This is a genomic window from Paenibacillus tianjinensis, assembly GCF_017086365.1.
In the GTDB taxonomy this organism is placed as follows: domain Bacteria; phylum Bacillota; class Bacilli; order Paenibacillales; family Paenibacillaceae; genus Paenibacillus_AQ; species Paenibacillus_AQ tianjinensis.
Genome location: NZ_CP070969.1, coordinates 1301966 through 1324903, shown reverse-complemented (window position 1 = coordinate 1324903; position 22938 = coordinate 1301966). Strand labels below are relative to the sequence as shown.

Annotated in this window: 20 protein-coding genes and 1 tRNA gene; 6 read left to right on the top strand and 15 right to left on the bottom strand. The window is 50.1% G+C overall.

The genetic code is table 11. The annotated features are described in order from the left end of the window. Positions 1–31: 31 nt before the first annotated feature. The 5 genes from JRJ22_RS05870 to ggt form a co-directional block, all read right to left on the bottom strand. Positions 32–1201 carry a BMP family ABC transporter substrate-binding protein gene (locus JRJ22_RS05870; RefSeq protein WP_206103634.1) on the bottom strand — a complete coding sequence of 390 codons (1170 nt, stop codon included), beginning with the start codon at positions 1199–1201 and terminating at the stop codon, positions 32–34. A 217-nt stretch (positions 1202–1418) separates the two neighbouring features. Next, a complete protein-coding gene (locus tag JRJ22_RS05865; RefSeq protein ID WP_206103633.1) occupies positions 1419–2039 on the bottom strand; it encodes an NTP transferase domain-containing protein in 621 nt (206 codons plus the stop codon). Between the two features lie 66 nt (positions 2040–2105). Further along, entirely contained in the window at positions 2106–3680 is a 1575-nt protein-coding gene (locus JRJ22_RS05860; protein WP_206103632.1) for a PucR family transcriptional regulator, read from the bottom strand. 335 nt (positions 3681–4015) lie between these two features. Beyond that, entirely contained in the window at positions 4016–5203 is a 1188-nt protein-coding gene (locus JRJ22_RS05855; RefSeq protein ID WP_206103631.1) for an amidase, read from the bottom strand. Positions 5204–5264: 61 nt separating this feature from the next. Further along, positions 5265–6842, bottom strand: a complete 1578-nt coding sequence (gene ggt, locus JRJ22_RS05850; protein ID WP_206103630.1) for a gamma-glutamyltransferase — start codon at positions 6840–6842, stop codon at positions 5265–5267. Positions 6843–7068: 226 nt separating this feature from the next. Between ggt and JRJ22_RS05845 the strand changes: the two genes are divergently transcribed. Both JRJ22_RS05845 and JRJ22_RS05840 read left to right on the top strand, forming a co-directional pair. After that, positions 7069–7650 (top strand): chromate efflux transporter ChrB, encoded by a 582-nt coding sequence (locus tag JRJ22_RS05845; protein WP_332461368.1) that lies wholly within the window; start codon positions 7069–7071, stop codon positions 7648–7650. Beyond that, a complete protein-coding gene (locus JRJ22_RS05840) occupies positions 7650–8189 on the top strand; it encodes a chromate efflux transporter ChrA (RefSeq protein WP_206103629.1) in 540 nt (179 codons plus the stop codon). The genes JRJ22_RS05845 and JRJ22_RS05840 overlap by 1 nt, the downstream gene beginning before the upstream one ends. A gap of 22 nt (positions 8190–8211) precedes the next feature. Here the strand turns inward: JRJ22_RS05840 and JRJ22_RS05835 are convergent, their stop codons facing one another. After that, a complete protein-coding gene (locus JRJ22_RS05835) occupies positions 8212–8589 on the bottom strand; it encodes a PH domain-containing protein (RefSeq protein ID WP_054939376.1) in 378 nt (125 codons plus the stop codon). Between the two features lie 167 nt (positions 8590–8756). Between JRJ22_RS05835 and JRJ22_RS29660 the strand changes: the two genes are divergently transcribed. The 3 genes from JRJ22_RS29660 (at position 8757) to JRJ22_RS05825 (ending at position 11472) form a co-directional block, all read left to right on the top strand. Continuing rightward, positions 8757–8918 carry an RAxF-45 family protein gene (locus JRJ22_RS29660; protein WP_408637868.1) on the top strand — a complete coding sequence of 54 codons (162 nt, stop codon included), beginning with the start codon at positions 8757–8759 and terminating at the stop codon, positions 8916–8918. 118 nt (positions 8919–9036) lie between these two features. Next, entirely contained in the window at positions 9037–10980 is a 1944-nt protein-coding gene (abc-f, locus tag JRJ22_RS05830; RefSeq protein ID WP_206103628.1) for a ribosomal protection-like ABC-F family protein, read from the top strand. Between the two features lie 18 nt (positions 10981–10998). Continuing rightward, on the top strand, positions 10999–11472 hold the full coding sequence (locus JRJ22_RS05825) for an ASCH domain-containing protein (protein WP_206103627.1): 474 nt from the start codon (positions 10999–11001) through the stop codon (positions 11470–11472). A 157-nt stretch (positions 11473–11629) separates the two neighbouring features. Here JRJ22_RS05825 and JRJ22_RS05820 read toward each other — a convergent pair whose 3' ends face one another. The 4 genes from JRJ22_RS05820 to JRJ22_RS05805 all read right to left on the bottom strand — a co-directional run bounded on the left by JRJ22_RS05820 (position 11630) and on the right by JRJ22_RS05805 (position 14122). Beyond that, the gene (locus JRJ22_RS05820) at positions 11630–11782 is read right to left on the bottom strand and encodes a hypothetical protein (protein ID WP_206103626.1); all 153 of its coding nucleotides are present in this window, start codon (positions 11780–11782) and stop codon (positions 11630–11632) included. Positions 11783–11984: 202 nt separating this feature from the next. Beyond that, on the bottom strand, positions 11985–12602 hold the full coding sequence (locus tag JRJ22_RS05815) for an NUDIX hydrolase (protein WP_206103625.1): 618 nt from the start codon (positions 12600–12602) through the stop codon (positions 11985–11987). 48 nt (positions 12603–12650) lie between these two features. Next, positions 12651–13610, bottom strand: a complete 960-nt coding sequence (locus JRJ22_RS05810) for a TRM11 family SAM-dependent methyltransferase (RefSeq protein WP_206104995.1) — start codon at positions 13608–13610, stop codon at positions 12651–12653. 38 nt (positions 13611–13648) lie between these two features. Further along, positions 13649–14122 (bottom strand): winged helix-turn-helix transcriptional regulator, encoded by a 474-nt coding sequence (locus tag JRJ22_RS05805; RefSeq protein WP_232381041.1) that lies wholly within the window; start codon positions 14120–14122, stop codon positions 13649–13651. Between the two features lie 301 nt (positions 14123–14423). On the opposite strand from JRJ22_RS05805, the gene JRJ22_RS05800 reads away from it, so the two are divergent. Then, positions 14424–15779, top strand: a complete 1356-nt coding sequence (locus tag JRJ22_RS05800; RefSeq protein ID WP_206103624.1) for a dipeptidase — start codon at positions 14424–14426, stop codon at positions 15777–15779. A gap of 92 nt (positions 15780–15871) precedes the next feature. Here the strand turns inward: JRJ22_RS05800 and JRJ22_RS05795 are convergent, their stop codons facing one another. The 5 genes from JRJ22_RS05795 to JRJ22_RS05775 all read right to left on the bottom strand — a co-directional run bounded on the left by JRJ22_RS05795 (position 15872) and on the right by JRJ22_RS05775 (position 22857). Further along, positions 15872–17110, bottom strand: a complete 1239-nt coding sequence (locus tag JRJ22_RS05795) for an extracellular solute-binding protein (protein ID WP_206103623.1) — start codon at positions 17108–17110, stop codon at positions 15872–15874. Continuing rightward, positions 17107–18813 carry a methyl-accepting chemotaxis protein gene (locus tag JRJ22_RS05790; RefSeq protein WP_232381040.1) on the bottom strand — a complete coding sequence of 569 codons (1707 nt, stop codon included), beginning with the start codon at positions 18811–18813 and terminating at the stop codon, positions 17107–17109. Before JRJ22_RS05790 ends, JRJ22_RS05795 begins: the two co-directional genes overlap by 4 nt. A gap of 638 nt (positions 18814–19451) precedes the next feature. Then, positions 19452–19525, bottom strand: a tRNA-Gly gene (locus JRJ22_RS05785). Positions 19526–19600: 75 nt separating this feature from the next. Then, positions 19601–21724: a bifunctional diguanylate cyclase/phosphodiesterase gene (locus JRJ22_RS05780; protein ID WP_206103622.1), complete on the bottom strand. Its 2124-nt coding sequence runs from the start codon at positions 21722–21724 to the stop codon at positions 19601–19603. 170 nt (positions 21725–21894) lie between these two features. Continuing rightward, positions 21895–22857 carry an aldolase catalytic domain-containing protein gene (locus JRJ22_RS05775; protein WP_206103621.1) on the bottom strand — a complete coding sequence of 321 codons (963 nt, stop codon included), beginning with the start codon at positions 22855–22857 and terminating at the stop codon, positions 21895–21897. Positions 22858–22938: the final 81 nt, after the last annotated feature.

Sequence of the window (22938 nt, the reverse complement as noted above, 5' to 3'; positions counted from 1 at the left end):
AGGACATGCATATGAAATTATGATTAAAACATTATTGCGGGATTGTGCCCTCTACGCCTTTTGCCAGCCAGTTCATACCCAGTACTTCCTCAAGGGTCAGTGTCTGACCTGCCTTAACCTGCTCTTTGCCTTGGTTATCAGAGATCGGGCCAGTAAATACATTCAGCTCACCGCTGATAATCTTGGCTTTGGCATCTTCCACCAGCTTCTTCACATCATCCGGAACCTTGTTGCCAAATGGTGCAATATCGACCATCTTGTCATCCATGCCGCCGGAATATTGCTCATTGGTCCAGGTTCCATCCATAACAGACTGAACCACCTTGGTGTAATACGGACCCCAGTTCCATACCGGGTTAGTCAAATAATTGTCAGGAGCGTATTTGCCCATGTCGGAGTCATTGCCTCCGGCAAATGCGCCGCGTTCCTGTGCTGCCTGGAGTGTTGCAGGAGAATCTTGATAAGCCATCAGTACATCTGCGCCTTTATCCAACAGGCTGATTGCGGCCTGACGTTCCGTTGCCGGGTCATACCATGTGTTAGTCCATACTACGCTTACCTTCACATCAGGATTTACACTTTGGGCGCCCAGAGTAAAGGCATTAAGGTTATAGATAACCTCGCTGATCGGGAAGGCTCCAACATAACCAAGCTGGTTATTCTTAGTCATTTTGCCGGCTGCAATCCCTGATAAATAGCTTCCCTGATAGTTTTTACCGAAGTAAGTACCCATGTTTGCTGCTGTTTTGTAGCCGGAAGCATGCATAAACTTCACATTTGGAAATTTATTGGCTACGTTAAGCGTAAAGTCCATATATCCGAAGCTTGTTGTAAATACGATATCATGGTTCTGGGCAAGCTCTGTAATGATCCGTTCAGCATCCGCGCTTTCCGGAACGTTCTCCACAGTATCTGCAGTGATGCCCAGCTCTTTCTCCATGTACAGACGGCCTTGATCATGCTGATAGGTATAACCGCCGTCACCCGGAGGTCCGATGTAGACAAAAGCAACCGTCGGCTTCTTTGCAGCCGGCTCTGTTGTTGCTGCCGCCTCTGTTGCCGTTCCCGCATTCGTTGCCGCCGGCGCCTCCGTAGCAGCTGTGTTAGCCGCATTGTTGTTGCTTCCGCAGCCCGCCAGTACTACTGCAAGCAGGAACATGAGCACAAAGCTTAAAGTAAATCCCTGACCCCTTTTTTTCATAATTCTCCTCCTCCAGGATATCTCTCCTAATGGCTGTAACCATTAATGTATCTCTACTATACTGAGACCGGACGTTTACGTAAATTTATATAACATACGTTTGTGCCTTGTAATAAGAAGTCCTACTTTTTTTGTGCCTAATGCACTAAAACGAGAGTAATTATACTTAAAATATGTGATATTTTATGACATTTATCTGGATACACGTCTCTTGAGGTCAGCTTTCTCCATGAATACTCCATTCCTTCGGGTTTTGCACTGAATCAAACGGCGCACAGTTATCCATGAAAAGGCGGACGGCATCCGGTTCCAGGACTACCCCTTTATATTCAGCCGAACACAGAATTTCTTCCGCCCCCTTATCATCGTCCAACCCTTGCAGTACCTTAAACATTCCTCTGGAGAATAGAGCGGGCGGCATTACCATTCCCTCATTGGTGCTGGTCACATAATCGAGTCCCGGGTTCCGCTCAAAAGTGCCGATCAACCGGTTCACAAGTGATTCCGTAATAAACGGCTGATCAGCAAGAGCCACAACTACCGCATCAGGCTGCATCGGCAGAATTGCATTCAGCCCGCAGCGCAGGGAAAATGAAAGTCCCAAATGAGCGGTCAGGCAGGTTTCGGTACGCCTTACGTGCTGTTCACCGGCAGGAGGCAGCCATTCTAAATGATCATCTGCCCGAACAACAACCACCAGCGGTTCAAGGGCGCAGCGGTCAAGCTCACTGAGCACGACACTTCTAAGCGAGACCTCCGGGGATAGCTTAAGCGATGATTTCGACACGCCCGCTCGTCTGTTATGTCCTGCCGCCAGATAAATACCGGCTATTTTCAAAGCTCTCCACTCCTTTCGGCAGCGCCTGTTGTAATTGGGATTAATTCCTTAGCAATACCAGAGGACTCATTCGCGTTCCAGCATTTTGCGGAATACGAATACCAGCTTCAGCCTCATCAGGTCATTAATTTTTTTGAAATCGACATCCAGAAGCTCACTTAACTTCTCAATCCGGTAAGTGGCAGTATTGCGGTGAATGAACAGTTTTTTGGCGGTTTCGTTCACATGTCCGTCATTGTCCAGATAGACCTCCAGCGTATGGAGCATCTCCTTGACGTACTCCGGCTCCCGGCTGAGCAGCCCGCGCAGATTGCCGTTAATATACTTTTCCATCGTATCCGCCGGAATCTGGCCCAGCAGAAGATGCAGTTCAAGCTGGCGGTAATGCACCACATTCCCGTACGCCCCCCACTGCCGGACCATCGACATGCATTCCCTTACCTCGACAAAAGCTTCCTTCAGCCCTTCCGGTTTCACCTTAATACTGCTGACGGCCGCCCGGGGATAGTATGCTTTATCAAGCTTCAAATTGTGAAAACATTCATTTATCAGAGCACGAAACTGCTCAGGGGTGTGCTGGCTAACCGGCAACAGTGATACTAGCCCCTCATCCATGATGACATGAATGGCATTCAGTTCTCGCAGGGCAGGACGCTCTGCATATTCTTCCTTCAGCCGGAGCAGCTCCCCCTGCCTGTCATCTCCAATAGAGGCTGTATCGGTAAGCACCAGTTGAAAAGGGGAATGTAACAGTGTCACTTCCAGCTTGACTGCGGCCTGGGACAGCTCGCTGCAGGACAATCCGCCCTTCAGGCACCGGCGCAGGAGACTGCTGAATTCACGGTGCTCGGCATGCTCAAAATAATCTTCATAACCGGAATGAATATGAAAGGAAATAAGTTCGGCTCCCTGGACAAATAAGCTCTCTTCCACAGGGAGCAGCAGCGGATCAATCGAACAGTATAATAAATAGCCGGAGCATTTCTCCCCTTGCATCAACGGTATCCGCAGGCCTGTTTTGTCACCGATGCGAATACGCTGATTGCGGTTCTGCCAAGGCCAGCCTTCCAGCAGCTGTCGGTCTTCGTACTCCGAATTATTGTACACCGCGTCTCCCCGGGCGCTGACAACCGCAAGCGGGTAGCCAATGACCTCGGATACCGACTCGAACAGCGGACGGCTCCGTCCGGAGCGTAGCGCGAAGCGCATCAGCTTGCGCTGCTTATCCATAATACTCTGCAGCATGCTGGTGCTGCGCGACAGTTCTGCACGAAACAGCCCGTTCATCTGATCGGAGAATGTAAACTGGAACGGCAGCTCAATCAGCGGAAAATTCAGCGTCTCCGCTTCAGCGATCAGCTCCTCCGGGACCGTATCCCAGAAGCGGCCTAACTTGATGCCCAAGGCGGAAGAACCGCGGCGGTTCAGGGTGTGCAGCAGTGCAGACGCATCCTCCAGGCTGTCCTTGATCAAATAGGCTGTTGTCAGCAGCATTTCCCCTTCTTTAATCCAGTCCGAAATATCCGGCGCATCCATCACATTAATCGACTTCACAATTCTGTGCTTCCCCTTAGCTCCGGCTATAAGTTTTGCTTCGGATAAAGGATAAATGGACAACGCTTCTTCAACGGTAAGATGCATGCCACCCCTCCTCAAATAAGTTCATTTATTATCGTTCGGCCTTTATGTTACTTTATGTTACTTTATGTAACATTATAGATAAAATGACCTCTTATTGAAAGAGAAAGTTTAAAACTTTCGTATATCATGTTAGATAATATTACGCATGTCACAAAATATTAACGATTGTACTTCTATTCGCTGACCGGTCCAGATTCCGGCGCTGCGTTTGGCTTATGAATGGTTAATGGAGGGGAGCCCGAAATAGCGCGGAGTGTGAGGGATGAATAAAAAAACTTCCGTTCCCGCGTGAATACGCAGAGACGGAAGCCGGGTATGCCAACGTTTATTTGCTTCTAATTCCAATTTTGCCGGACCCATGAGAGCAGGCGGAGATCCTGGCCGTAACCGCCGATGACAGACAGTCCCAGCGGTAGTCCGCCTGGGCCATGAACCGGCAGCGTGATCTGCGGCAGTCCCGCCAGCCCCGCAATACAGCAGAGCATCATGGCTCCGCTGCGGTTCAGTTCCAGTTGCTGCAGATCACCGCCGCGCAGCGGTGCCGGTCCGGGAACGGTCGGGATGACCAGACATCCGTCTTCCCCAAGCAGATCCCGCAGCCTGGCTGTGATCTCCTGGCGCAGCGACATGGACCGGCTGTGATCCTCCCCGGCAATGGTTGCTGCCCATGTGAAGCGTGCGGCAATGTCCGGGCCAAAGACCGGCTGCTCCTGCTCAATCCACGCTCCATGGGTGGCCCAGATTTCTGTACCCTGCAGCTCCCTGAACACATCCATCCAGGTCTTCAGGCCTTCTGCTGAAACAATTGTTTCCAGCGTCTCATCTGCTCCAGCTTGCAACCGGGGGAGGTCTTGCTTAAGGAAAACAGAGCTTGCAGGCTCCGCCAGCGCCCAGCCATCCGCAGGGATGTACAGTTTGCTCATTCTGTCACTATTCTGGTGTAATGGCAGCTGTTCCTTACAGAGCAGCACCTTGCCTATCCGCAGCAGCAGTTCCGGGTTGTCCGCAATCCAGCCCACCGTGTCAAACCCCGGTGCCAGCGGAATCACCCCGTCCATCTCCACCGCCCCATGCGTCGGCCGAAAGCCATACACCCCGCAATAGGACGAGGGAACACGGATTGAACCGCCCGTGTCCGTTCCGAGCGCGAAGTCTGCTTCTCCGGAGGCTACCGCCACTGCCGAGCCGCTTGAGGAACCGCCCGGTATCCGGCCAGGTCCGCGCGGGTTAAGCGGTGTACCGTAGTGGTAATTCTCACCGCCCAGACTATACATCAGCTCATCCGTATGGGCAGCTCCGCGTAAAGAGGCTCCAGCCTCCAGCAGTTTAAGCACCGCCGCCGCATGGGCGGCAGATGGTTCATGACTGCGCAGCCAGTCGGGATTCCCGGCGGAAGAGCTGTGCCCGGCTATGGCGAACACATCCTTTACAGCAAAACTTAGACCTTCTAACACGCCTTGTTTCCGGCCGGTTACTTCAAGCTCCGGAACAATGAAAGCGCCATGTTGATTATTAAGGACCATCTCTTCCTCTCCTTTCCTCCCGGACCGAACGGGGAACTGATTCTTATACCGCCGCAATGCCCTACCAGCCAATGGCTGCACCATCGCAGCGCGGATCAGTACCGCCGCTGCGGTAACCGTTGCCGTCAATGGCGATGGCATGCGCATGGCCCATGATGCCGTCATATTCTTCGGCCTGCCGGACAATATGGCCGGCTGTGGCCAGGTCATCAAGCACATGCTGGCCTACGCGCTTCTCCACTTTCAGCTCCTGCGTCGGTTCTCCCCAGGTTCTGCCCCACACGAACCGCGGTGCATTCACCGCCTCCTGCGGATTCATGCCGTAATGCAGCATCCGTGTCAGCAGCATCGTCTGGGTCTGGGGCTGCCCTTCTCCGCCTTGCGTGCCATACAGAAAGGCGGGCTTGCCGTCCTTACAGGCCATGGCCGGCATAAGCGTGTGAAACGTACGCTTATGCGGCTCCAGCGTATTGATATGTGCAGGATCGAGCGAGAAGAAGGAGCCGCGGTTTTGCAGCAGAATTCCCGTCTCTCCAGCCACAGCACCTGATCCGAATTCAAAATAAAGACTTTGTATGAACGATACCGCATTGCCCTCGCCGTCCACTACAGCGGCATAGGCCGTATCCCGGCCAATCGGCTCGCTGCCCAGCGCTGCAGCCCGCTGCATGGAGATGGATGCCGCGAGCTGCCCGCCATACTGCTTATCCAGCAGCTGGTCCAGCGGGACCTTATGGAATGTCGGATCGGTAAGCACCTGATCCCGGTCGCGGAAGCTCAGCTTCAAAGCCTCTGCGAGCAGGTGATAATACTCGTAGGAACCCTGTTCGATATTCCCGAAATCAAAGTGCTCCAGTATATTCAGCGCCATCAGTGCCGCAAAGCCCTGTGAGTTGGGCGGTGCCTGATAGACAGTATGCCCGTGATAATCGGTGGAGACGGGGTCTACCCATTCCCCGTGATGATCGGCAAAATCATCACGGGTGAGATACCCGCCGGCGGCATGCATATAATTAGCTATATTCTGCGCAATTGCCCCCTTATAGAAGGCGTCGCGTCCGCCTGCCGCAAGTAACTGCAGCGTCCCGGCCAGCTGCGTCTGCACGAACTTCCCGTGGACAGCCGGAGGCCGTCCGCCGGGAAGATAGATCGCCGCCGCCTCGGGCGTCAGCGCGGCTCCGGCTAAGATACTGCCCCCGTACTGATCCGGCGACAGCGGAAACCCTGCGGAGGCGTAGCCGATCGCCGGCTCCAGCACCTCCGCAAAGGTCAGGCGGCCGTACTGGCGCTGGACCGCCGCCCAGCTGTCCGCCATTCCGGGCACCGTAATGGCGCTGCGGATCCCCCGCCGGGGAATCGCTGCTTCCCCGGCGTACCGGTCCCTGCGGACGCCGTAGCCGGATCGTCCGCTGCCGTTGTAAGCCCGGACGCTCCCTTCGCCGGCACTGTAAGTGAGCCAAAAGGCATCACCGCCCAGCCCGGTCATATGCGGATAGACTACGGCGAGCGTTGCACTGACCGCTACCGCCGCATCAAAGGCATTGCCCCCTTTTTGCAGGATTCCCGCCCCGGCCGCGGAAGCCAAGTAATGGGGGCTGACCACCATTGTTTTTGTGCCGATTACTGGCCCTGTCGTCATGCACCCATCTCCATTTCATGAAACGCTTAAGGTTAGTGTCATTTAACCGTACAGCAAATTCCCCTGTCAATGTGTTAAGGGCAAACTCAAATTCAGCCGGCCTGTTTTTGTGAGCCATGCACAAAGATTTACGCAAATCCGGCATGAGCAGTAGTTGCCCTCATACCAGTTGTTATAGAATGAGTCAAACTCAGACTACGTTTCTAAACTTTTTAGGGGGAGTCCCGTGAAATCAACCAATAATGAATATGCGCAGCTTGCAGTAGCGATGTGCAGAACGGGAATTCTCGGCTACGGAGGAGGACCGTCTGTCATCCCGCTGATCCGGCATGATGCCGTAAGCAGGTACGGCTGGCTGACAGATGACGAGTTCGGCGAGACGCTGGCTATCGCAAACGCCTTGCCGGGACCGATCGCCACCAAAATGGCGGCCTATCTCGGCTATAAGCTAAAGGGAGTCCGCGGGGCCATACTTTCCGTGTTGGCGCATATCCTGCCCAGCTGTATTGCAATGATCGCGCTGCTCTCTGCCGTTAATTATTTAAGCGGCTCCAAAACCGTGGCGGGAATGATCGCCGCCGTTTCGCCCGTGATCGCGGTGATGCTCGGAATGATGGCGTACGAATTCGCACAAAAAGCTTACAAAGGGCTTGGAAAGTGGATTGGAAGTGCTTTTCTCGTACTGGCGCTGGTGCTGCTGGAAGTGTTGCATCTGCACCCGGCCATCGTCATTGTGCTCTATCTCAGTTACGGAACGGTTCATTACCGGATACTTGCGGGGAAGAATAAGAAGGGAGGGACCGCCTAATGGAATGGCTGGAACTGATCTTTGGATTTTTCATGGCTAATCTGCTCGGCTATGGCGGCGGCCCCTCCTCCATTCCGCTGATGTATGAAGAAATAGTCCCGCATTACGGCTGGCTCACCGACGAGCAATTCTCCAATATGCTGGCGCTTGGCAATGCCTTGCCGGGTCCGATTGCCACTAAAATCGCTGCTTACGTCGGCTATGATGTCTATGGCTGGGTTGGAGTTATTCTTGCGCTGCTCGCTACCGTCCTCCCTTCTGCCGCTGCGCTGATTATCCTCCTCCAGGTCATGCAGAAATATAAGCAGTCTCCTGTCGTAAAAGGGATGACTCTGCTCGTGCAGCCGGTAATTGCTATTATGATGACTGTGCTTACGATTCAAATGGCGAAAAGTCCGGCAGAAGCCATCGGGTTCTGGCAGACACTTATCATTGCCGTGATAGCTTTTGCCGCCATGAAGTGGCTGAAGCTGCATCCTGCACTTGTGATTGTTGCCGCTTTTGCCTATGGAGCGTTTCTGCTTCCTTATACGGTCTAGCCGTGGCCGGACTCTCTGGTGTTCATTTCAAAATATACTGCGACAGCACCGCCTGCACCTCGTAAATATTAACCGATTTATTGAACGTCTTCTTCAGCGGCAGGGCACTGCCGGATACATACAGACACAGCTCCGCATCCAGATCAAAGTGGCCCGCCGTCTCCACGGAATAATGGGAAATGCTCTTATAGGGTATAGAGTGGTACTGTGTCTTCTTGCCGGTTACACCCTGTTTATCGACGAGAATCAGCCGTTTATCCGTAAAAATAAACATATCCCTGATTAGCTTATATGCCCGTTCAATCTTCTCCTGAGGGGCCAGAATCCGTGCGTACTCCCGCTGTACATCGGCTAGCTCAACCTGGGTTGCATTTCCCAGGAGACCGTTAAAAATCGCCATAGTCTCTCCTCTTTCCCGTGACAAAAATTTGGGCGGCCAGCACCGCTCCCTAACATCCTACTTGTGCCGCCGGAGTTATATGCGGTAAAAAATCCCTTTTGCCCTTGCATATTCTGAAGATATTGGTTAAACTAACTTTAAATTTGTTACGAAGGAGGTGTGGAGGAATGGATCACAATGTGACTAATAGTGTTAATAGCCGGCTGATTACAATCATGTCTGGCATCGTTCATGTAAATGCCGTCAACGGGAGAAGTCTGTCCATTTACAAGAATTTAATAACACTAAACCATTGTGAAATGCCTTTCCAGCCACACTTCAACGGATAGACCAGACCGGAGAACTGTTCAAGGCCGCGGGGAAATTTCCTCGCGGCTTTTTTATGTTCATTTTTTCGGCCTCCATCCTGATTAAGCGGCTCAGGGCATTCTAAAAAGGAGAATACACATGATCATCTCATGTCAAAATGTTCAGAAATACCACGGTGCCCAGCTCGTACTGAGTGACATCACCTTCGATATCCGTCAGGGCGAAAAGATCGGCCTGATCGGCCGCAACGGCTGCGGCAAAACCACCCTCTTCCGGCTGCTGAGCGGAGAAGAACGTCCGGATCAAGGACAAATATCCATCCGCCGGGGCAGCATTGTCGGCTTGCTCGCACAGATCCAAGAAGCCGACGCTCAGGAAACTGTCTATGCCGTACTGCAGCGCAGCTTTGCCGAACCTCTCGCGTGGCAGAGCCGGCTGCGGGAACTGGAGCAGCAAATGTCCGGGCCTGGCACCGGGACTGATGAAGCTGCCTGGAATAGGCTGCTCAAAGAATACGGCAGCCTGCAGGAGAAATTCGAAGCGGCCGGAGGGTACGAGATTGATTCGTCCATCCAGCGCGTCGCGCAAGGCCTCGGCATCACTGCCTCCCAATATGACCGCGTATTCGCTTCCCTCTCCGGCGGCGAGAAAACAAAGGTCGGTCTGGCTGAGCTGCTGCTGCGCCGACCCGACGTTCTGCTGCTTGACGAGCCGACCAATCACCTGGACATGGAGGCTATCGAATGGCTGGAGCAGTACCTCCAGAACTACGATGGCACCGTACTGGCCATTTCCCATGACCGCTATTTCCTCGATGCCGTCGTCAGGAAGGTGGTTGAAATTGAAGACGGTGAAGCCATTACGTACCACACTAATTATAGTGGTTATCAGATAGAGAAAGAGGCCCGGCTGCTTCAGCAGTTCGCCGATTACCAGGAGCAGCAAAAGAAAATCAAACAGATGCAGGAAAGCATCAAGCGGCTGATCGAATGGGGCAACCGTTCCAATCCGCCGAACCCTTCCTTCCACCGCCGGGCCGCCTCGATGCAAAAGGCGCTGGACCGTATGGTCAAGGTCAAACGTCCGGTCCTGGAGCGCAAAGCGATGGATCTGCAGCTGCAGCAGGATGACCGAACCGGCAATCAGGTCGTTATCCTGGACCAGATCAGCAAAAGCTATGGCAGCCGCGTCCTCTTCACAGGAGCCAGCGATATCCTGAGATACGGAGAAACCACCGCACTCATCGGAGGCAACGGCGCCGGCAAAAGTACCCTGCTGCGGATGATCCTCGGCCAGGAGGCCCCGGACAGCGGAAGCTGCACACTGGGCTCACGGGCGGCTGTAGGCTATCTCGCCCAGGAAGCCGTGCCTGAGGAAGGCAAGCTCTCTGTACTGCGTTATTTCCGTGAAGAGGCGGGACTGGAGGAAGGCGAAGCCCGTGGTCAGCTTGCCCGCTTCCTCTTCTACGGCAGTGATGTATTTAAGGACATCACCAATCTTTCCGGCGGAGAGTGGACGCGGCTGCGGTTCGCGGTGCTGATGCACCGCCGTCCAAACCTGCTCATTCTTGATGAGCCGACCAATCATCTCGATATTGATTCCCGCGAGGCGCTGGAAGAAGCGCTGGAGGAATTCCCCGGCACCGTGCTGGCGGTTTCGCATGACCGCTATTTCATCAACCGCTGCTTCGGCAAGCTGTGGTCGATTGAAGACGGCCGGTTCCATGCATTCTCCGGGAATTATGAATATTACAAAGTGAAACAGGCCGAGAAAGCCGCTGCCCGTTCTTCAGAAGCAGAGGCAGCCGGTTCAAAAGCCGGCGGTCCGCCAAAAAATGATTCCGCACGAAGCGGCAGCTCCACTCCTCCCGCTTCCTCCCGCAAACCGCTTACTGCGGTCCGCTGTGAGGAAGAGATCGCGGCAGCCGAAGAACGGGTGAGCCGCATTGATGCCGAGATGCTGGAGCCCTCTATCGCCAGCGATGCATTGAAGCTGGCTGAGCTACAGCGCTCGCGGGATGCCGCGCAGGCCCAGCTGGATGATCTATATACAGCCTGGATGAACGAAGCGGATTTAATTTGAGGGGAGAAGGTGAGTGGAATGACAGAAAACACAGCTATAGCAGACTACTGGAACGCATATGTAGAGGAGCACCCGGAGGCAAAGGATAAATACGACAGTGCATGGGCCTTCGGTGACAGCCCCCGGCTGGCAAACGAGCTCCTGGAGCTGGTACTGCAAGGAATTAAGACAGGGACTGCCTCCAATAAGGTACTGTTCGAAAAGCAGGGATTGAGTCTGCCTTTTATCGGCGGCCATTCTATCCTGCTGGATGGAGACGGCGTGCCCAGGGCAATCATCGAAACAACGCATATCGAGACTGTCCCTTTTAATGAAGTGACTGCGGAATTCGCTTATTCCGAGGGCGAAGATGACCGTTCGCTGAAATCGTGGCGTCATGAGCACGAGGTATATTTTACAAGAGAATTTAATCGCTACGGCATGCCTTTCGATCCTACTATGAAAGTAGTGTGTGAGAACTTCCGTCTGGTACATGTGAAGCCAATGCCGTAACCAGAAGCAAAAAGGCTGTGCCATCCTTAACAGGGGCACAGCCTTTTTTACGGAGCATAAAGTAGTTAGAATTAAAAAGGCCGCTTCTTCCGTGGCGGAGAGGCAGCCTTCATTGTATAGTTGCAATTCAAGTAGGATGTAATTCTTCGGGTGCTGTTTACCGCCAGATTCCCATGATCCAGCCGAATACTGAGATCCATAAGGGAATGCTGATCAGAATACCCCATACCAGTCCGGTAGCAATATTGCCTTCGGCAGGACGTGTTACACTCTCCTGTGTAAGCGGAAGTCTCAACTCTTCTTGTTCCATGCGATCCCCTCCTAAAATATCTTATCGTCACAGTAGAGGAAAAAATGTAGACCGCCCGGCCCAAAAAGTTGTGTTTCCGGATAATTTTTTAGATATAAAGGCTCAGCGGATTTTTTTGAAAAGGCTTTCATGTTTATTATTAACCAATTTTTGCCTCAATTAAAACTTATATTTCACTTTGTCATACATTATATGCACTTTCCTAGTCCAAAATGACTGGCTTTTGAGGATTTTTTAGGAATTCGAACAGCATCTTGATCTGCTTTTCCGTATTCCGTTCCTGCGACAGCTCAGGCAGTTCATCTTCACCAAAAAAGCCGACTCCGTTAGTTTCCACACCTTCCGATGCTTCTCCTCCTGTAATCCGGCACAGAATAAAAAATTTGTATACATGATACGGCTCCGGCGGGTGATTATGGAACTTTTTGTCCAGCACAGCGAGCAGCCGAACCGCTTCAGCCTGATAACCTGACTCTTCGGCGATTTCCTTGACCGCCACCTCTTTCGGAGACAGCCCGATATCCCCCCAGCCCCCGGGAAGCGCCCAGTTACCGTCGAGCTTCTCGCGGACCAGCAAAATTTTCCCATCCTGAAAAATAACGCCGCGGATATCCACCTTTGGTGTACAGTATCCTTCATCCTCTGCAAAAGCGAGCCGGATCTTCTCCTTGCTCTCAAACGTATAATTCGCCAGAATATCTACGCTAAGCTCACGCAGCGCCTGATACCGCTCAATATCGTATACATCCTTGGCGTATGTAAGACCCGTCTGGGCAATGGCCTGAATTTCCTTGGCCCAGGTCAACCATTTCGCTTCCATCACAGCAGCGCCTCCACTCAAGTTTTTATGTTTCTGCGGATTGTTAAGTTATCTGCAAAGCATCAAATGACGGGAGAACTGGCCTTTTTTGGCCACACAGCGGTCTATAATTTCAAACCCGGCAGCTGCGATCATTTCGTCCATCGCTTCAATGGCAACAATGACAACCCTGTCAGCAATTCTGTGGGCATTAACCAGGATATCAAACTGCTCTTCAGGCGTGATGCTCGAGTACAAATTATAAGGCATGTCCACAACCGCTGCATCGTAATGCTCCGTTATGTCGGCGATATCCCCCAGGGTGACCTCACTTTCAAAGCCGAAATGGGCAATATTCGTCCGTGCTCCCGCCGCAATGAAGGGATTAATGTCACGCCCGACAATATCAATTCCCATAGACAGCGCTTCGACCATTACCGTTCCGATACCGCAGCAGGGATCAATGACTCTGACACCCTCCGGAGCCGGTACAGCCATATTGACCGCCGCCCGGGCCACCCTTGTGCTGAGTGCGATGGAGTAACTGCGCGGTTTCTTCATCTGCCGGAACCAGGTAGCCTGATTCTTATGGTAAACACCGAAGTACCAGCGGCCGCCAAGCGTTACGATACCGTACACTAGCTCCGGATGGTTCACATCCGCCTCTCCCTCGATGCGCAAGCCGATTTCCCGCTCAATCCCTCTGCGTTCATCGTACTCTATTTTTTCCTCCGGGGACAAATCATTGGTCTTCACAAAAATCACCTTAAAGGTCTTTCCGTCCACCTCTACCTGCTCTGTCTGCTTATAAATTTCCATCAGGCTGTCTCCGGCGTACATTACATCAATCCGTTCCTTGATAAACGGACTGCGGCTGACTTCTACATTAATACTGCTGGCGAAGATCCCCGGAGGAATTGCTTGGCCAAACAAACAGCGCAGTTCCATACCGCATAAATCCAACTCGTCCCCGGAACAGGCATATGTATAAATATAAGCGGGAATCTCCCCCTTCTGAACTTGTTCCATTTCATGCTCCAAACCTGATTGTGAATTCGCTGACACTATTATTCCGCTCCTATCGCTCCCGCCGCTGGCGATGCTGTTGTTTCTTCCAGGCTGTCTGCCGTTATGGCATCCTCTAGCCTGCTGTCATAGTTTATACGTGCACTAGTAACTTCTTCACGATTCCTGTTTACCCAACCGACCAGAGAAGTCAGCGGCTGCAGCAGGGATTCCCCCAACGCAGTTAGACCATATTCAACCGTTAAAGGGACCGTGGGTGTAGCTTTGCGCCAGACCATGCCATCCCGCTCCAAAAAACGGAGGGTCTGGGCCAGCATCCGCTGTGAGATGCCAACGGAGCGCCGCTGCAGCTCCTTGAACCGCAAGGGTCCGGTACCGAGATTGACGATGATCAGCACACTCCACTTATCGCCGACCCGGTCCAGAATCTGCCGGGTAATGGTGCAATCCTCCAGCACCGGCTGCAGCCGGCCTTGCGCAATGAATGATCGGTCCATCAGCTTACCTACCTCCATGTAACCTAAGCATCAATAGTGCCTTTTTGCGCCATAGGTCAGTTAAGTCTAGCATGGTTACTGAACGTAATCAACAACCGGAAGAGTACTGATCTCTTTATAAACATCGCTAGTATAAACGCTGAAGCTGGATCGGCTGGTAACCGGATTTACAATCTGTTTTGATCCATAATGAGTTCTCCAGTATAATGGATGCATTACACTGCCAAACTAGCCGGTGGTCAATTAACGGTCCGGTTCAGGATTTAAGCTTATCTGGACGGTTTTGCGCAGCGAAACTCCAAGGAGGTACATATTCACTATGACTTATGAACAATATTTCCAGGCTGAGCGCGATGCTCAGCTCGCTGAACTGAAGGAATGGCTGGCCATTCCCAGTATTTCTGCCCTTTCTGTGCATAAAGAGGACGTAAACTCGGCAGCTCATTGGCTGACTGACACCCTGAAACGCGCGGGCCTCGAGAATATTGAAATCCATCCTACTGCAGGCCATCCCGTAATTTATGCCGATTACCTGCATGCTCCAGGGAAGCCTACTATTCTGGTCTATGGCCACTATGACGTGCAGCCGGTAGATCCGCTGAACCTGTGGACAACGCCTCCGTTCGAACCGGAAATCCGCGACGGCAAGCTGTATGCACGCGGAGCAACTGACGATAAAGGCCAGGTGTTCATGCACATCAAAGCCATCGAAGCGATCCTTAAACAGGAAGGCACACTGCCGGTCAATATCAAGCTGTGCATCGAAGGTGAAGAAGAAATCGGCAGCGTAAATCTGCCTCCGTTCCTGGAAGCAAGCAAGGATAAGCTGGCAGCAGATGCGGTACTTGTCTCCGACACCGCCCTCCTGGAACGCGGGCGCCCGGCGATCTGCACAGGACTGCGTGGCCTCTGCTCCCTTGAAGTCAGCGTCCATACGGCTTCTACAGATTTACACTCCGGCTCTTACGGCGGCGGGGTCCCTAATGCACTGCATGCGCTGGTCTCCTTGCTCAGCTCGCTTCATGATGACAAAGGCCGCGTAGCCGTTGAAGGCTTCTACCAGGGCGTACCTGAGCTCTCCCCGCTGCTGCGTGAAGAGTTCGCTAAGCAAGGTGTGAATGAAGAGAAGATCAGAGAATCCCTCGGCCTCGACCAGCTATACGGTGAAGAAGGCTACAGCTTTGTTGAGCGGGTCGGTGCCCGTCCAACGCTTGAGCTTAACGGTGTCTACGGCGGCTTCCAAGGGGAAGGCAGCAAAACCGTCATTCCTAAGGAAGCCCATGCTAAGATTACCTGCCGACTGGTCGGCGACCAGGATCCGCAGCATATTCTGGATGCTGTGGAAGCTCATCTGAATGCCAACATCCAGGCAGGGGCCAAAGTACAGGTAAAGCAGATGGAAAAAGCGCGCGCCTTCAACATTGATCCGTCGAACCCGATTCTGCAGACGGCTGCAGATGCTTTTGGCAAAGTATACGGCACCCGCGCGCTCTTCACCAAAGACGGAGGATCGATCCCGATTATGGAGAGCTTCTCCCGCATTCTGAAGGCGCCGGTTGTCCTGATGGGCTTTGGTCTTGATGACGAGAACCTGCATGCTCCGGATGAGCACTTCAACCTGGAGAACTTTGATAAGGGCTTGCTTACGATTGTTGAATTCCTGAAGACGGTATAAGCGAGACCGCTAGGTATTCGTGACGTGATATATGCAGTAATAAAGCCAGGCTCCCGGGGTATTCCGAGAGCCTAGCTTTTCTGTGTTTCTATTCACTCTATATTCAGCATAAGTTTCCATGCTTGTTCAATCTTTTGAACGCCAGCCTGAACAGATTGTTTGCCAAGTAAAATATCCGTGAGATTAGGAGTGAAATCGTTAAACATCTGGGAGCCTTCCGGAATTAGAGGCCTTGCTTTTGCTACATCTACCTGATCCTTAAATCCCTGGATAATGGGATCATCAGCCAGCTTTTGATTTTGATAGACACTGGTCTGTGTAGGCAATGTTCTAAGTCTTTCCGACTGGAGTAGCTGGATTTCTTCACTAGTTAGATATTTAATGACTTCGTAAGCTTCTTCCGGATAATCACTGTAATTCGAAACTACGAAGCTATGTCCACCTATTGGAGAGCCTTGCCCGTTTGGTCCTGCCGGAATCTGAGCAATACCAAGATTATCTGCGTCCTTGAATTCGCTCCCTTCCAGAATTTCCAGAACAGCCCAGGGTCCATTGATAATCATTGCTGATTTCCCCTCTGAGAAATCCTGCATCATTCTGCTATAAGAATCACTGAAATCAGGATACTTCTGAGTGGCCCCTTCTTGTTTTAATTGAAGCATAAAGGATAAGGCACTAATTGAATTAGCAGACGTAAGTTCGATTTTTTTATCATCTGTTATTGTGCTTCCGCCAAAAGCCCATAGGTAAGGCAATGCATAATAAGCATCATTATTTAAATAGACTCCATAACGATCTTTAGATGAAACTTTCTTGGCGATCTGCAGCAATTCGTCCATAGTAGCTGGAGGTGAACTATATCCAGCTTCATGTAATATCCGTTTATTATATAGAAGTGCCGGCGCTTCTAACACAGAAGGCAAACCATAAAGGCTCCCTTGATACTCGTTTGATTGCAGAGCAGAGGTAACATAACTTGCTCTATCTTTGTCTGATGCTAGCTCATCCAGTGGATACAGTAACCCTAAGTCCGCAAATTCTGGTATCCAGCTATTATCTGAGCGAAAGATATCCACCTTTTCGCCACTAAGCAAAGCTGATTTAAACTGGTTTGAAGCAGTACTAAAATCCACCGGTGCAAGCGTCACTTTCACGTTGGGATGTTCTGCATTATACGCATCAATCCGTTGTTGTAAAAAGTCTGTTTGTTCCCCTTTATCCGTAGTCGTCCAAAATGTCAACTCAACTTTATCTGCTGCAGAATTAGCGCAAGCCGAAAGTAGAAGCATCATTAATGCTGAGCCTAAAAGCATATTCAATTTTTTTCTCATTGTTCATTTTCCTTTTTCGCCAATTTGAATTGACCAATCAGGTCACTTAACTCTTCTGCCAGGTTGGCTAAAGCTGATGATGATGCAGAAATCTCTTCCATCGATGCAAGCTGCTGCTCGGTAGAGGCGGCAACACCATGTGTACCCGATGCATTTTCTTTGGCAATCTCAGATATTTGTTCCATAGTTCCAACCAAGTTCTCTGTATCTTCCTGGATGTATCCCATAGAGCGCGTTACTTCTACAATATCCTTTTGTACCTTCCCGATCAGGTTGAGAATCCCTTCAAAAGAGTTGCCGGCAATTTCAATGAGTTGGATCCCTTTCTGAACTTCTATTGTTCCATGATTCATTTCACTTCTTGCTATACCCGCCTCTTCCTGGATACCGGTAATCAGAGCAGCAATCTGATTAGCTGATTCTTTGGATTGCTCTGAAAGCTTGCGAACCTCTCCTGCTACTACCGCAAAACCTTTTCCGTGCTCACCTGCACGTGCAGCTTCAATACTAGCATTCAAAGCAAGCAGCTCCGTTTGCTTCGTGATCTGCATAATCAGTCGTATAGCCTCTCCAATTTGATTAGCTTGGTTGTTAAAGCCGGATACAATTCTGCCTAGCTTAGTGTTGCTCTCTTCGATAACACGCACTTGTTGAATAGCATTTACCAGATCCAACTTTCCTTGTATAGCCGTCTCTGAAGTAGTATTTATTGAGTTAAGTACCGTCTGATTATTTGCTGTGATTTGATGAACGTTAGTAGATAATTGTTTGATAATCTGCATGTCTTTCTCGACATGATTGGCCTGTTTTTCCGTTCCAGTCGTAAACTCCTGCATAATGGCGGCAATATGCGCAGTAGCACTGCTTGTCTGCTCCGCACTGAATTGTAACTGGGCAGAAGAGGCAGCTACCTGCATGGACACATCACCTGCACTGCTGATCAATGAACGAAGTGATTGAGTCATTGTATTAAATGCCACGGCTAAATCCGTGAGTTCATCTTTCCCTTTAAAATGCAGTTCAGGGACAGATAAGTCTCCTTGTGCAACTGTTATCGCCGAAGTTTTCAATAATCTTATTCTGCGGATTAAATAGTTAGATATTAAAAATGCAATCGTAAGCGAAAGCACAGTCGCTATAGCGGCCATGAGGATATTTACGAATTTGTTTGTTTGGCCGGCCGCTGCAATCTGGTCTTTATATTGTTCTACTCTTAGTTCTTCCTCTTTAGCAAAGGATACAAGCGAGAAGGCGACAGGATCGAATGAACGTCTTGTGAATCGGTCTTGTGCATTCGTTAGGTCACCGCTTTCTCTTAAACTCATGATTTCTTCAGTGTTTTTCTGATAAGTATCCCAATACTGTTCGAATTTTTGGATGCTTTTGGATTCCTTATTTTCAGTAATTGTTTTCAAGTACATCAACTTTTTTTTTACAGATTCTACATCTGTATTATATCTGCTCATAAAATTATCCTTTAAATGATCGGGTGCAAGCAAATAATGCGCTCCATCATCATTGGCCATTCTGGCAAATAAATTTAACATTTGAGCATTTTCCAAGCGTTCCTGGGCAAGCGTAATATCGTTTGTTAAATGGGTGATGCGCTGTGTCATCGAATTAGATACAGCAACAGTCACCAGCAAAATAACAATAATGGAAGAAAAACTTAAGTATAACTTACTGCGCATCGAAAAAGACAAAAGACTTCCTCCACTCATCATGTAGTTTTATTTGTTTATATTATCGGCAAATGCAACCCAGAAGTTAAGCTGTTTCTACTGGAACAGACCGCACAGGAAATACCCTCTTATAAATTAACATTCATATGAGGACAAAAAAACTACGTCTGCCCAATTAGCAAACAAATACGTTTTACAAGACGGCTTAAATAAAGATGAGGGTCTCGGCGGAAGCGCAGGCGGTTTGTGCCTTCGTGAAGCCGGGACTCTCATCCCTTACGCTCTTTAAAGTAATCTTCATACTCCACACGACTGAGCCGTTTTAATAAGTCGTTGCTCGTTAACCACTTCAATTAAGATTTCACGAAGATGGTCGGTAACCGAAGCGCGAAGTAGCGTCAAGTATCGCTCATACAGCCGCTCGCAGTTTCTCTCGGAGGTCACGACTCCCCGGCGATTCAGCTCCTCATGCAGTTCAGAAAGAGTGTAATGGTGTTTAAATCGGAGTTCACCAACGAGAGCAAGCACGTCGAACCCGTAGGACGTATGTTTCATGACGAGCGCATCCGCTTCGGTAGAACGGTAGTAGGATTTTGATAGTGAAACGGGCAAACGTAGAAAAAAACCCTTGCATAACAAGGATTTTAGAAGTTAAATATTGGAGCGGGTGATGGGAATCGAACCCACGCTATTAGCTTGGAAGGCTAAAGTTCTACCATTGAACTACACCCGCGAGCGTAAAGTGAAGACAAAAGATATTGTATCATTCCGATGAATAAAATGCAACCCTAATGACTTTCCACTCCGCTTACATTGATACTTCCAGCAATGGCTTCAGGAATGCCGTTTCAAATTCTGCGGCTTTTACCGGTTTGCTGAACAGATAACCTTGGGCTTCATGGCAATGCTGCTGGCGTAAGAAGTTCAGCTGATCTTTATTCTCTACACCTTCAGCAGTAACCTTCAGCTTCAAGTGGTGGGCCATGGATGTAATCGTAGAGACAATTGCGGCATTATTGCTGTCTTCCATCACTTCAGAGACGAAGGAACGGTCAATCTTCAGCCGGTCAATCGGCATATTCTTCAAATAGTGCAAGGAACTATAGCCTGTGCCGAAATCATCAATGCTGATGAATACGCCAAGCCGCTTCAAGCGGTTAAGCTGGTCAAAAGCGGTTTCCTTGTCCAAGGTCATGCTTTCCGTAATTTCCAAATCCACATAACAAGGATCAAGACCGATCTCCTGCAGGATGGCATCAATTTTACCGGCCAGATTAGGCTGTAGAAACTGTCGCATGGACAGGTTAATGGATACACAGATCGGGCGGTATCCCACTGCCTGCCACTCTTTATTTTGCCGGCAGGCTGTTTTGAGTACCCACTCCCCGATAGGAACGATAAGCCCGCTCTCTTCTGCAATCGGAATGAACTCTACAGGCGATACCATCCCCCGTTTCGGATGATTCCAGCGCAGCAGTGCCTCCATCCCGACAATCTCTTCGGTCTCAAGCCGTACCTGCGGCTGATAGACAAGATAGAATTCATCACGCTCCAGTGCCCGGCGCAGGTCGTTTTCCAGCTTGAGGCGTTCTTTGGCCTTCATCTGCATGGATGGTATATAGCGGCGGATCTCCACGTTTTGCTCTTTGGCATTATGGACAGCCGTATCCGCATTCTGGATCAACTGCTCCGCGGTATCCCCATCACCGGGGTGGATACTCATCCCAAGGCTAAGAGAGATATGATATTCACCGGATTCCAGCTGCACTGGAGTCTCGAACAGCCGCAAAAGCTCTGACGCGCGCACCAGACAGCTCTCTACACCAGTCCGCTCCGTCATCAAGAAGGCAAACTCATCTGCCCCCATACTGAACAGTTCTTCGTTCACCTGAACCTCATTTTGAAACCGCTCCGAAACAAGCTGCAGCAGCAGATCGCCGGCGAAATGCCCCAAAGAGTCATTGATATTTTTAAAATGATTAATATTCATAATGACAAGCGCCGAGAATCCACGGCTTTTATCTTTTTCACTCTGCACGATCATTTCTTCCACTCGCTGCATCAGACGCCTTCTATTCGGAAGACCTGTCAAATCATCGTGATACGCCAAATAGTTAATCCGTGCTTCCGCCTGCTGATTCTCATGGTAAGGTTCATCGATTGTCAGCCGGTAGACCCCGGTGAGCATCAGATAATAAGCTATTCCGCTGCTGAGCATTCCAAAGAGATAATCCATCTCCCCGACACTTAACAGGTTCATGAAGAATACCTGACTCAAGGCGAAAAAGATCAGGGCACGGATAATAATGAGCAGAGAGGCTGATTTCTCAACCCTGCCCGGGTATACAATAATGCCGACACTAAGCAGATAGACAAACAACACCGCCATATCCACCAGATGCTTCATCGTGTTTACCCAGGAATAGGCCGGAAATCCCTGAGCAATGGAATGGCTAAAGATCAGCACCGACAGCGAAAGGGCAATCAGTACGAGCGATACACCGAATACCTTTTTTTTACCCGTTACAGATACAGGCTGGTCTTCCTTGCTGAAAATAAACAGTATGCCGAATGCGCTGGCCAGACGCGAAAAGGTAAGCAGCCAAAGGGATTGATTCGTGCTGATAATAGAAGATATTGCAGGAATTCCTACAAAACTTAAGGTGTGTAGAAAATCAAAGATGCATACTCCTAAAAATAAAGCGGAGGTATAAAGTCTTGCTCTGGATAATTTGTCGGAGAAAAACAGCCATCCTTGGGCAAAAATCGCAAAACCAAAAGCAATATTGCAGCAGCCGATAATAAGATAGAGTGCTAGCAGTACATCCTGATTCTCGATGTGACTAAGCGGTGTACGGAAAATCTGAATTAGAAGGAACAGTGCGGCCCCTATAATCGCCGCTTGGATTGTCTTTCTCTCTTCTTGTCTCATAAGTCCCTCGCGTCTAAAAAAATGATATCTACTATATAGATGAATGAATGATTTGAGCCCTACATTTAAATATCGGCTGTAATGTCCTGTAAAGTTACACTCACCACTTATATTTAAAAGAAAAAGCACCTCCCTCTGAGGCAGAGGTCGGCACTTTTGTATGAAGACGATTATTTATCTCCGAAGCTAACCTCAGGCGTTGTCAGCTTGTCATAGAAATCGACAGCCTTATCTTTATCCTCTGATGAACGGAGCGCCATCGCTGAGCGCGGGTGCTCATCCAAAGTGCCGGTGATCATATATGGAATGATATATCCCCACTCTTCTTTCTCACAGAGCGGAATCATCAGACGCTCGATAATATCAAGAACCGGACGCAGCGTATACTTGGTATTCTTCAAGTGGGTAACCAGCAGCTCAGTCGGGCAGTTCCCGGCGGCACGTCCCATTCCGTAGCAGGAGGCATCCAGCAGTTCTACTCCCAGCTCAGCCGCAATAAGAGTATTGGAGAAGGCCAGCTGCAGATTGTTGTGCGTATGTACGCCCAGACGTTTGTTAGGCAGATGGGTTTTGAACTTGTCCACCAGGTATTTCATGTCGTTATGATCAAGACTGCCGTAAGAATCTACAATATAAACAACATCAACGACACTTTCGCGGATCATTTCAAAGGCTTCCAGCAGCTCATTCTCCATCACATTGGACAGAGCCATAATATTAATGGTTGTTTCATACCCGCGGTCATGGAAAGTCTGCACCAGCTGCAGCGCTTTGTCGACATCCTTGCTGTAGCAGGCTACACGGATCAGGTCAAGCATACTCTCGCTGCGCGGCAGAATATCATTTTCGTCCACCCGCCCGATATCTACCAGCGCCGACAGTTTGGTGTTTCCCTTTTGGGGAATAACCTTGCGCAGGAAATCATCATTCAGGAAACGCCATGGGCCTGCATCTTCAGCCCCTTTTAGCAGCTTGGGAGAGTTTTTATAACCGATTTCCATATAATCAACACCGGCTTCATTCAGACCGGCATACAGATTCTGCACAAATTCTACGCTAAAATCCCAGTTGTTGACGAGTCCTCCATCACGAATCGTGCAATCGACAATTTTGCTTTGATTATTCTTCACCATTTTGTTTCTCCCTTCAACATTTCCTACATTATTTCCGCCAGCATAAGATTACTATGCAATCATTATCGTACAATCATACTG

What these genes read in the sequence shown, in the direction of transcription:
- JRJ22_RS05870 (WP_206103634.1), bottom strand. Translation starts at nt 1,201, where the DNA reads ATGAAAAAAAGGGGTCAGGGATTTACTTTAAGCTTTGTGCTCATGTTC.
- JRJ22_RS05860 (WP_206103632.1), bottom strand. Translation starts at nt 3,680, where the DNA reads ATGCATCTTACCGTTGAAGAAGCGTTGTCCATTTATCCTTTATCCGAA.
- JRJ22_RS05855 (WP_206103631.1), bottom strand. Translation starts at nt 5,203, where the DNA reads ATGGTCCTTAATAATCAACATGGCGCTTTCATTGTTCCGGAGCTTGAA.
- ggt (WP_206103630.1), bottom strand. Translation starts at nt 6,842, where the DNA reads ATGACGACAGGGCCAGTAATCGGCACAAAAACAATGGTGGTCAGCCCC.
- JRJ22_RS05840 (WP_206103629.1), top strand. Translation starts at nt 7,650, where the DNA reads ATGGAATGGCTGGAACTGATCTTTGGATTTTTCATGGCTAATCTGCTC.
- JRJ22_RS05835 (WP_054939376.1), bottom strand. Translation starts at nt 8,589, where the DNA reads ATGGCGATTTTTAACGGTCTCCTGGGAAATGCAACCCAGGTTGAGCTA.
- JRJ22_RS29660 (WP_408637868.1), top strand. Translation starts at nt 8,757, where the DNA reads ATGGATCACAATGTGACTAATAGTGTTAATAGCCGGCTGATTACAATC.
- abc-f (WP_206103628.1), top strand. Translation starts at nt 9,037, where the DNA reads ATGATCATCTCATGTCAAAATGTTCAGAAATACCACGGTGCCCAGCTC.
- JRJ22_RS05825 (WP_206103627.1), top strand. Translation starts at nt 10,999, where the DNA reads ATGACAGAAAACACAGCTATAGCAGACTACTGGAACGCATATGTAGAG.
- JRJ22_RS05820 (WP_206103626.1), bottom strand. Translation starts at nt 11,782, where the DNA reads ATGGAACAAGAAGAGTTGAGACTTCCGCTTACACAGGAGAGTGTAACA.
- JRJ22_RS05815 (WP_206103625.1), bottom strand. Translation starts at nt 12,602, where the DNA reads ATGGAAGCGAAATGGTTGACCTGGGCCAAGGAAATTCAGGCCATTGCC.
- JRJ22_RS05810 (WP_206104995.1), bottom strand. Translation starts at nt 13,610, where the DNA reads ATGGAACAAGTTCAGAAGGGGGAGATTCCCGCTTATATTTATACATAT.
- JRJ22_RS05805 (WP_232381041.1), bottom strand. Translation starts at nt 14,122, where the DNA reads ATGGAGGTAGGTAAGCTGATGGACCGATCATTCATTGCGCAAGGCCGG.
- JRJ22_RS05800 (WP_206103624.1), top strand. Translation starts at nt 14,424, where the DNA reads ATGACTTATGAACAATATTTCCAGGCTGAGCGCGATGCTCAGCTCGCT.
- JRJ22_RS05795 (WP_206103623.1), bottom strand. Translation starts at nt 17,110, where the DNA reads ATGAGAAAAAAATTGAATATGCTTTTAGGCTCAGCATTAATGATGCTT.
- JRJ22_RS05780 (WP_206103622.1), bottom strand. Translation starts at nt 21,724, where the DNA reads ATGAGACAAGAAGAGAGAAAGACAATCCAAGCGGCGATTATAGGGGCC.
- JRJ22_RS05775 (WP_206103621.1), bottom strand. Translation starts at nt 22,857, where the DNA reads ATGGTGAAGAATAATCAAAGCAAAATTGTCGATTGCACGATTCGTGAT.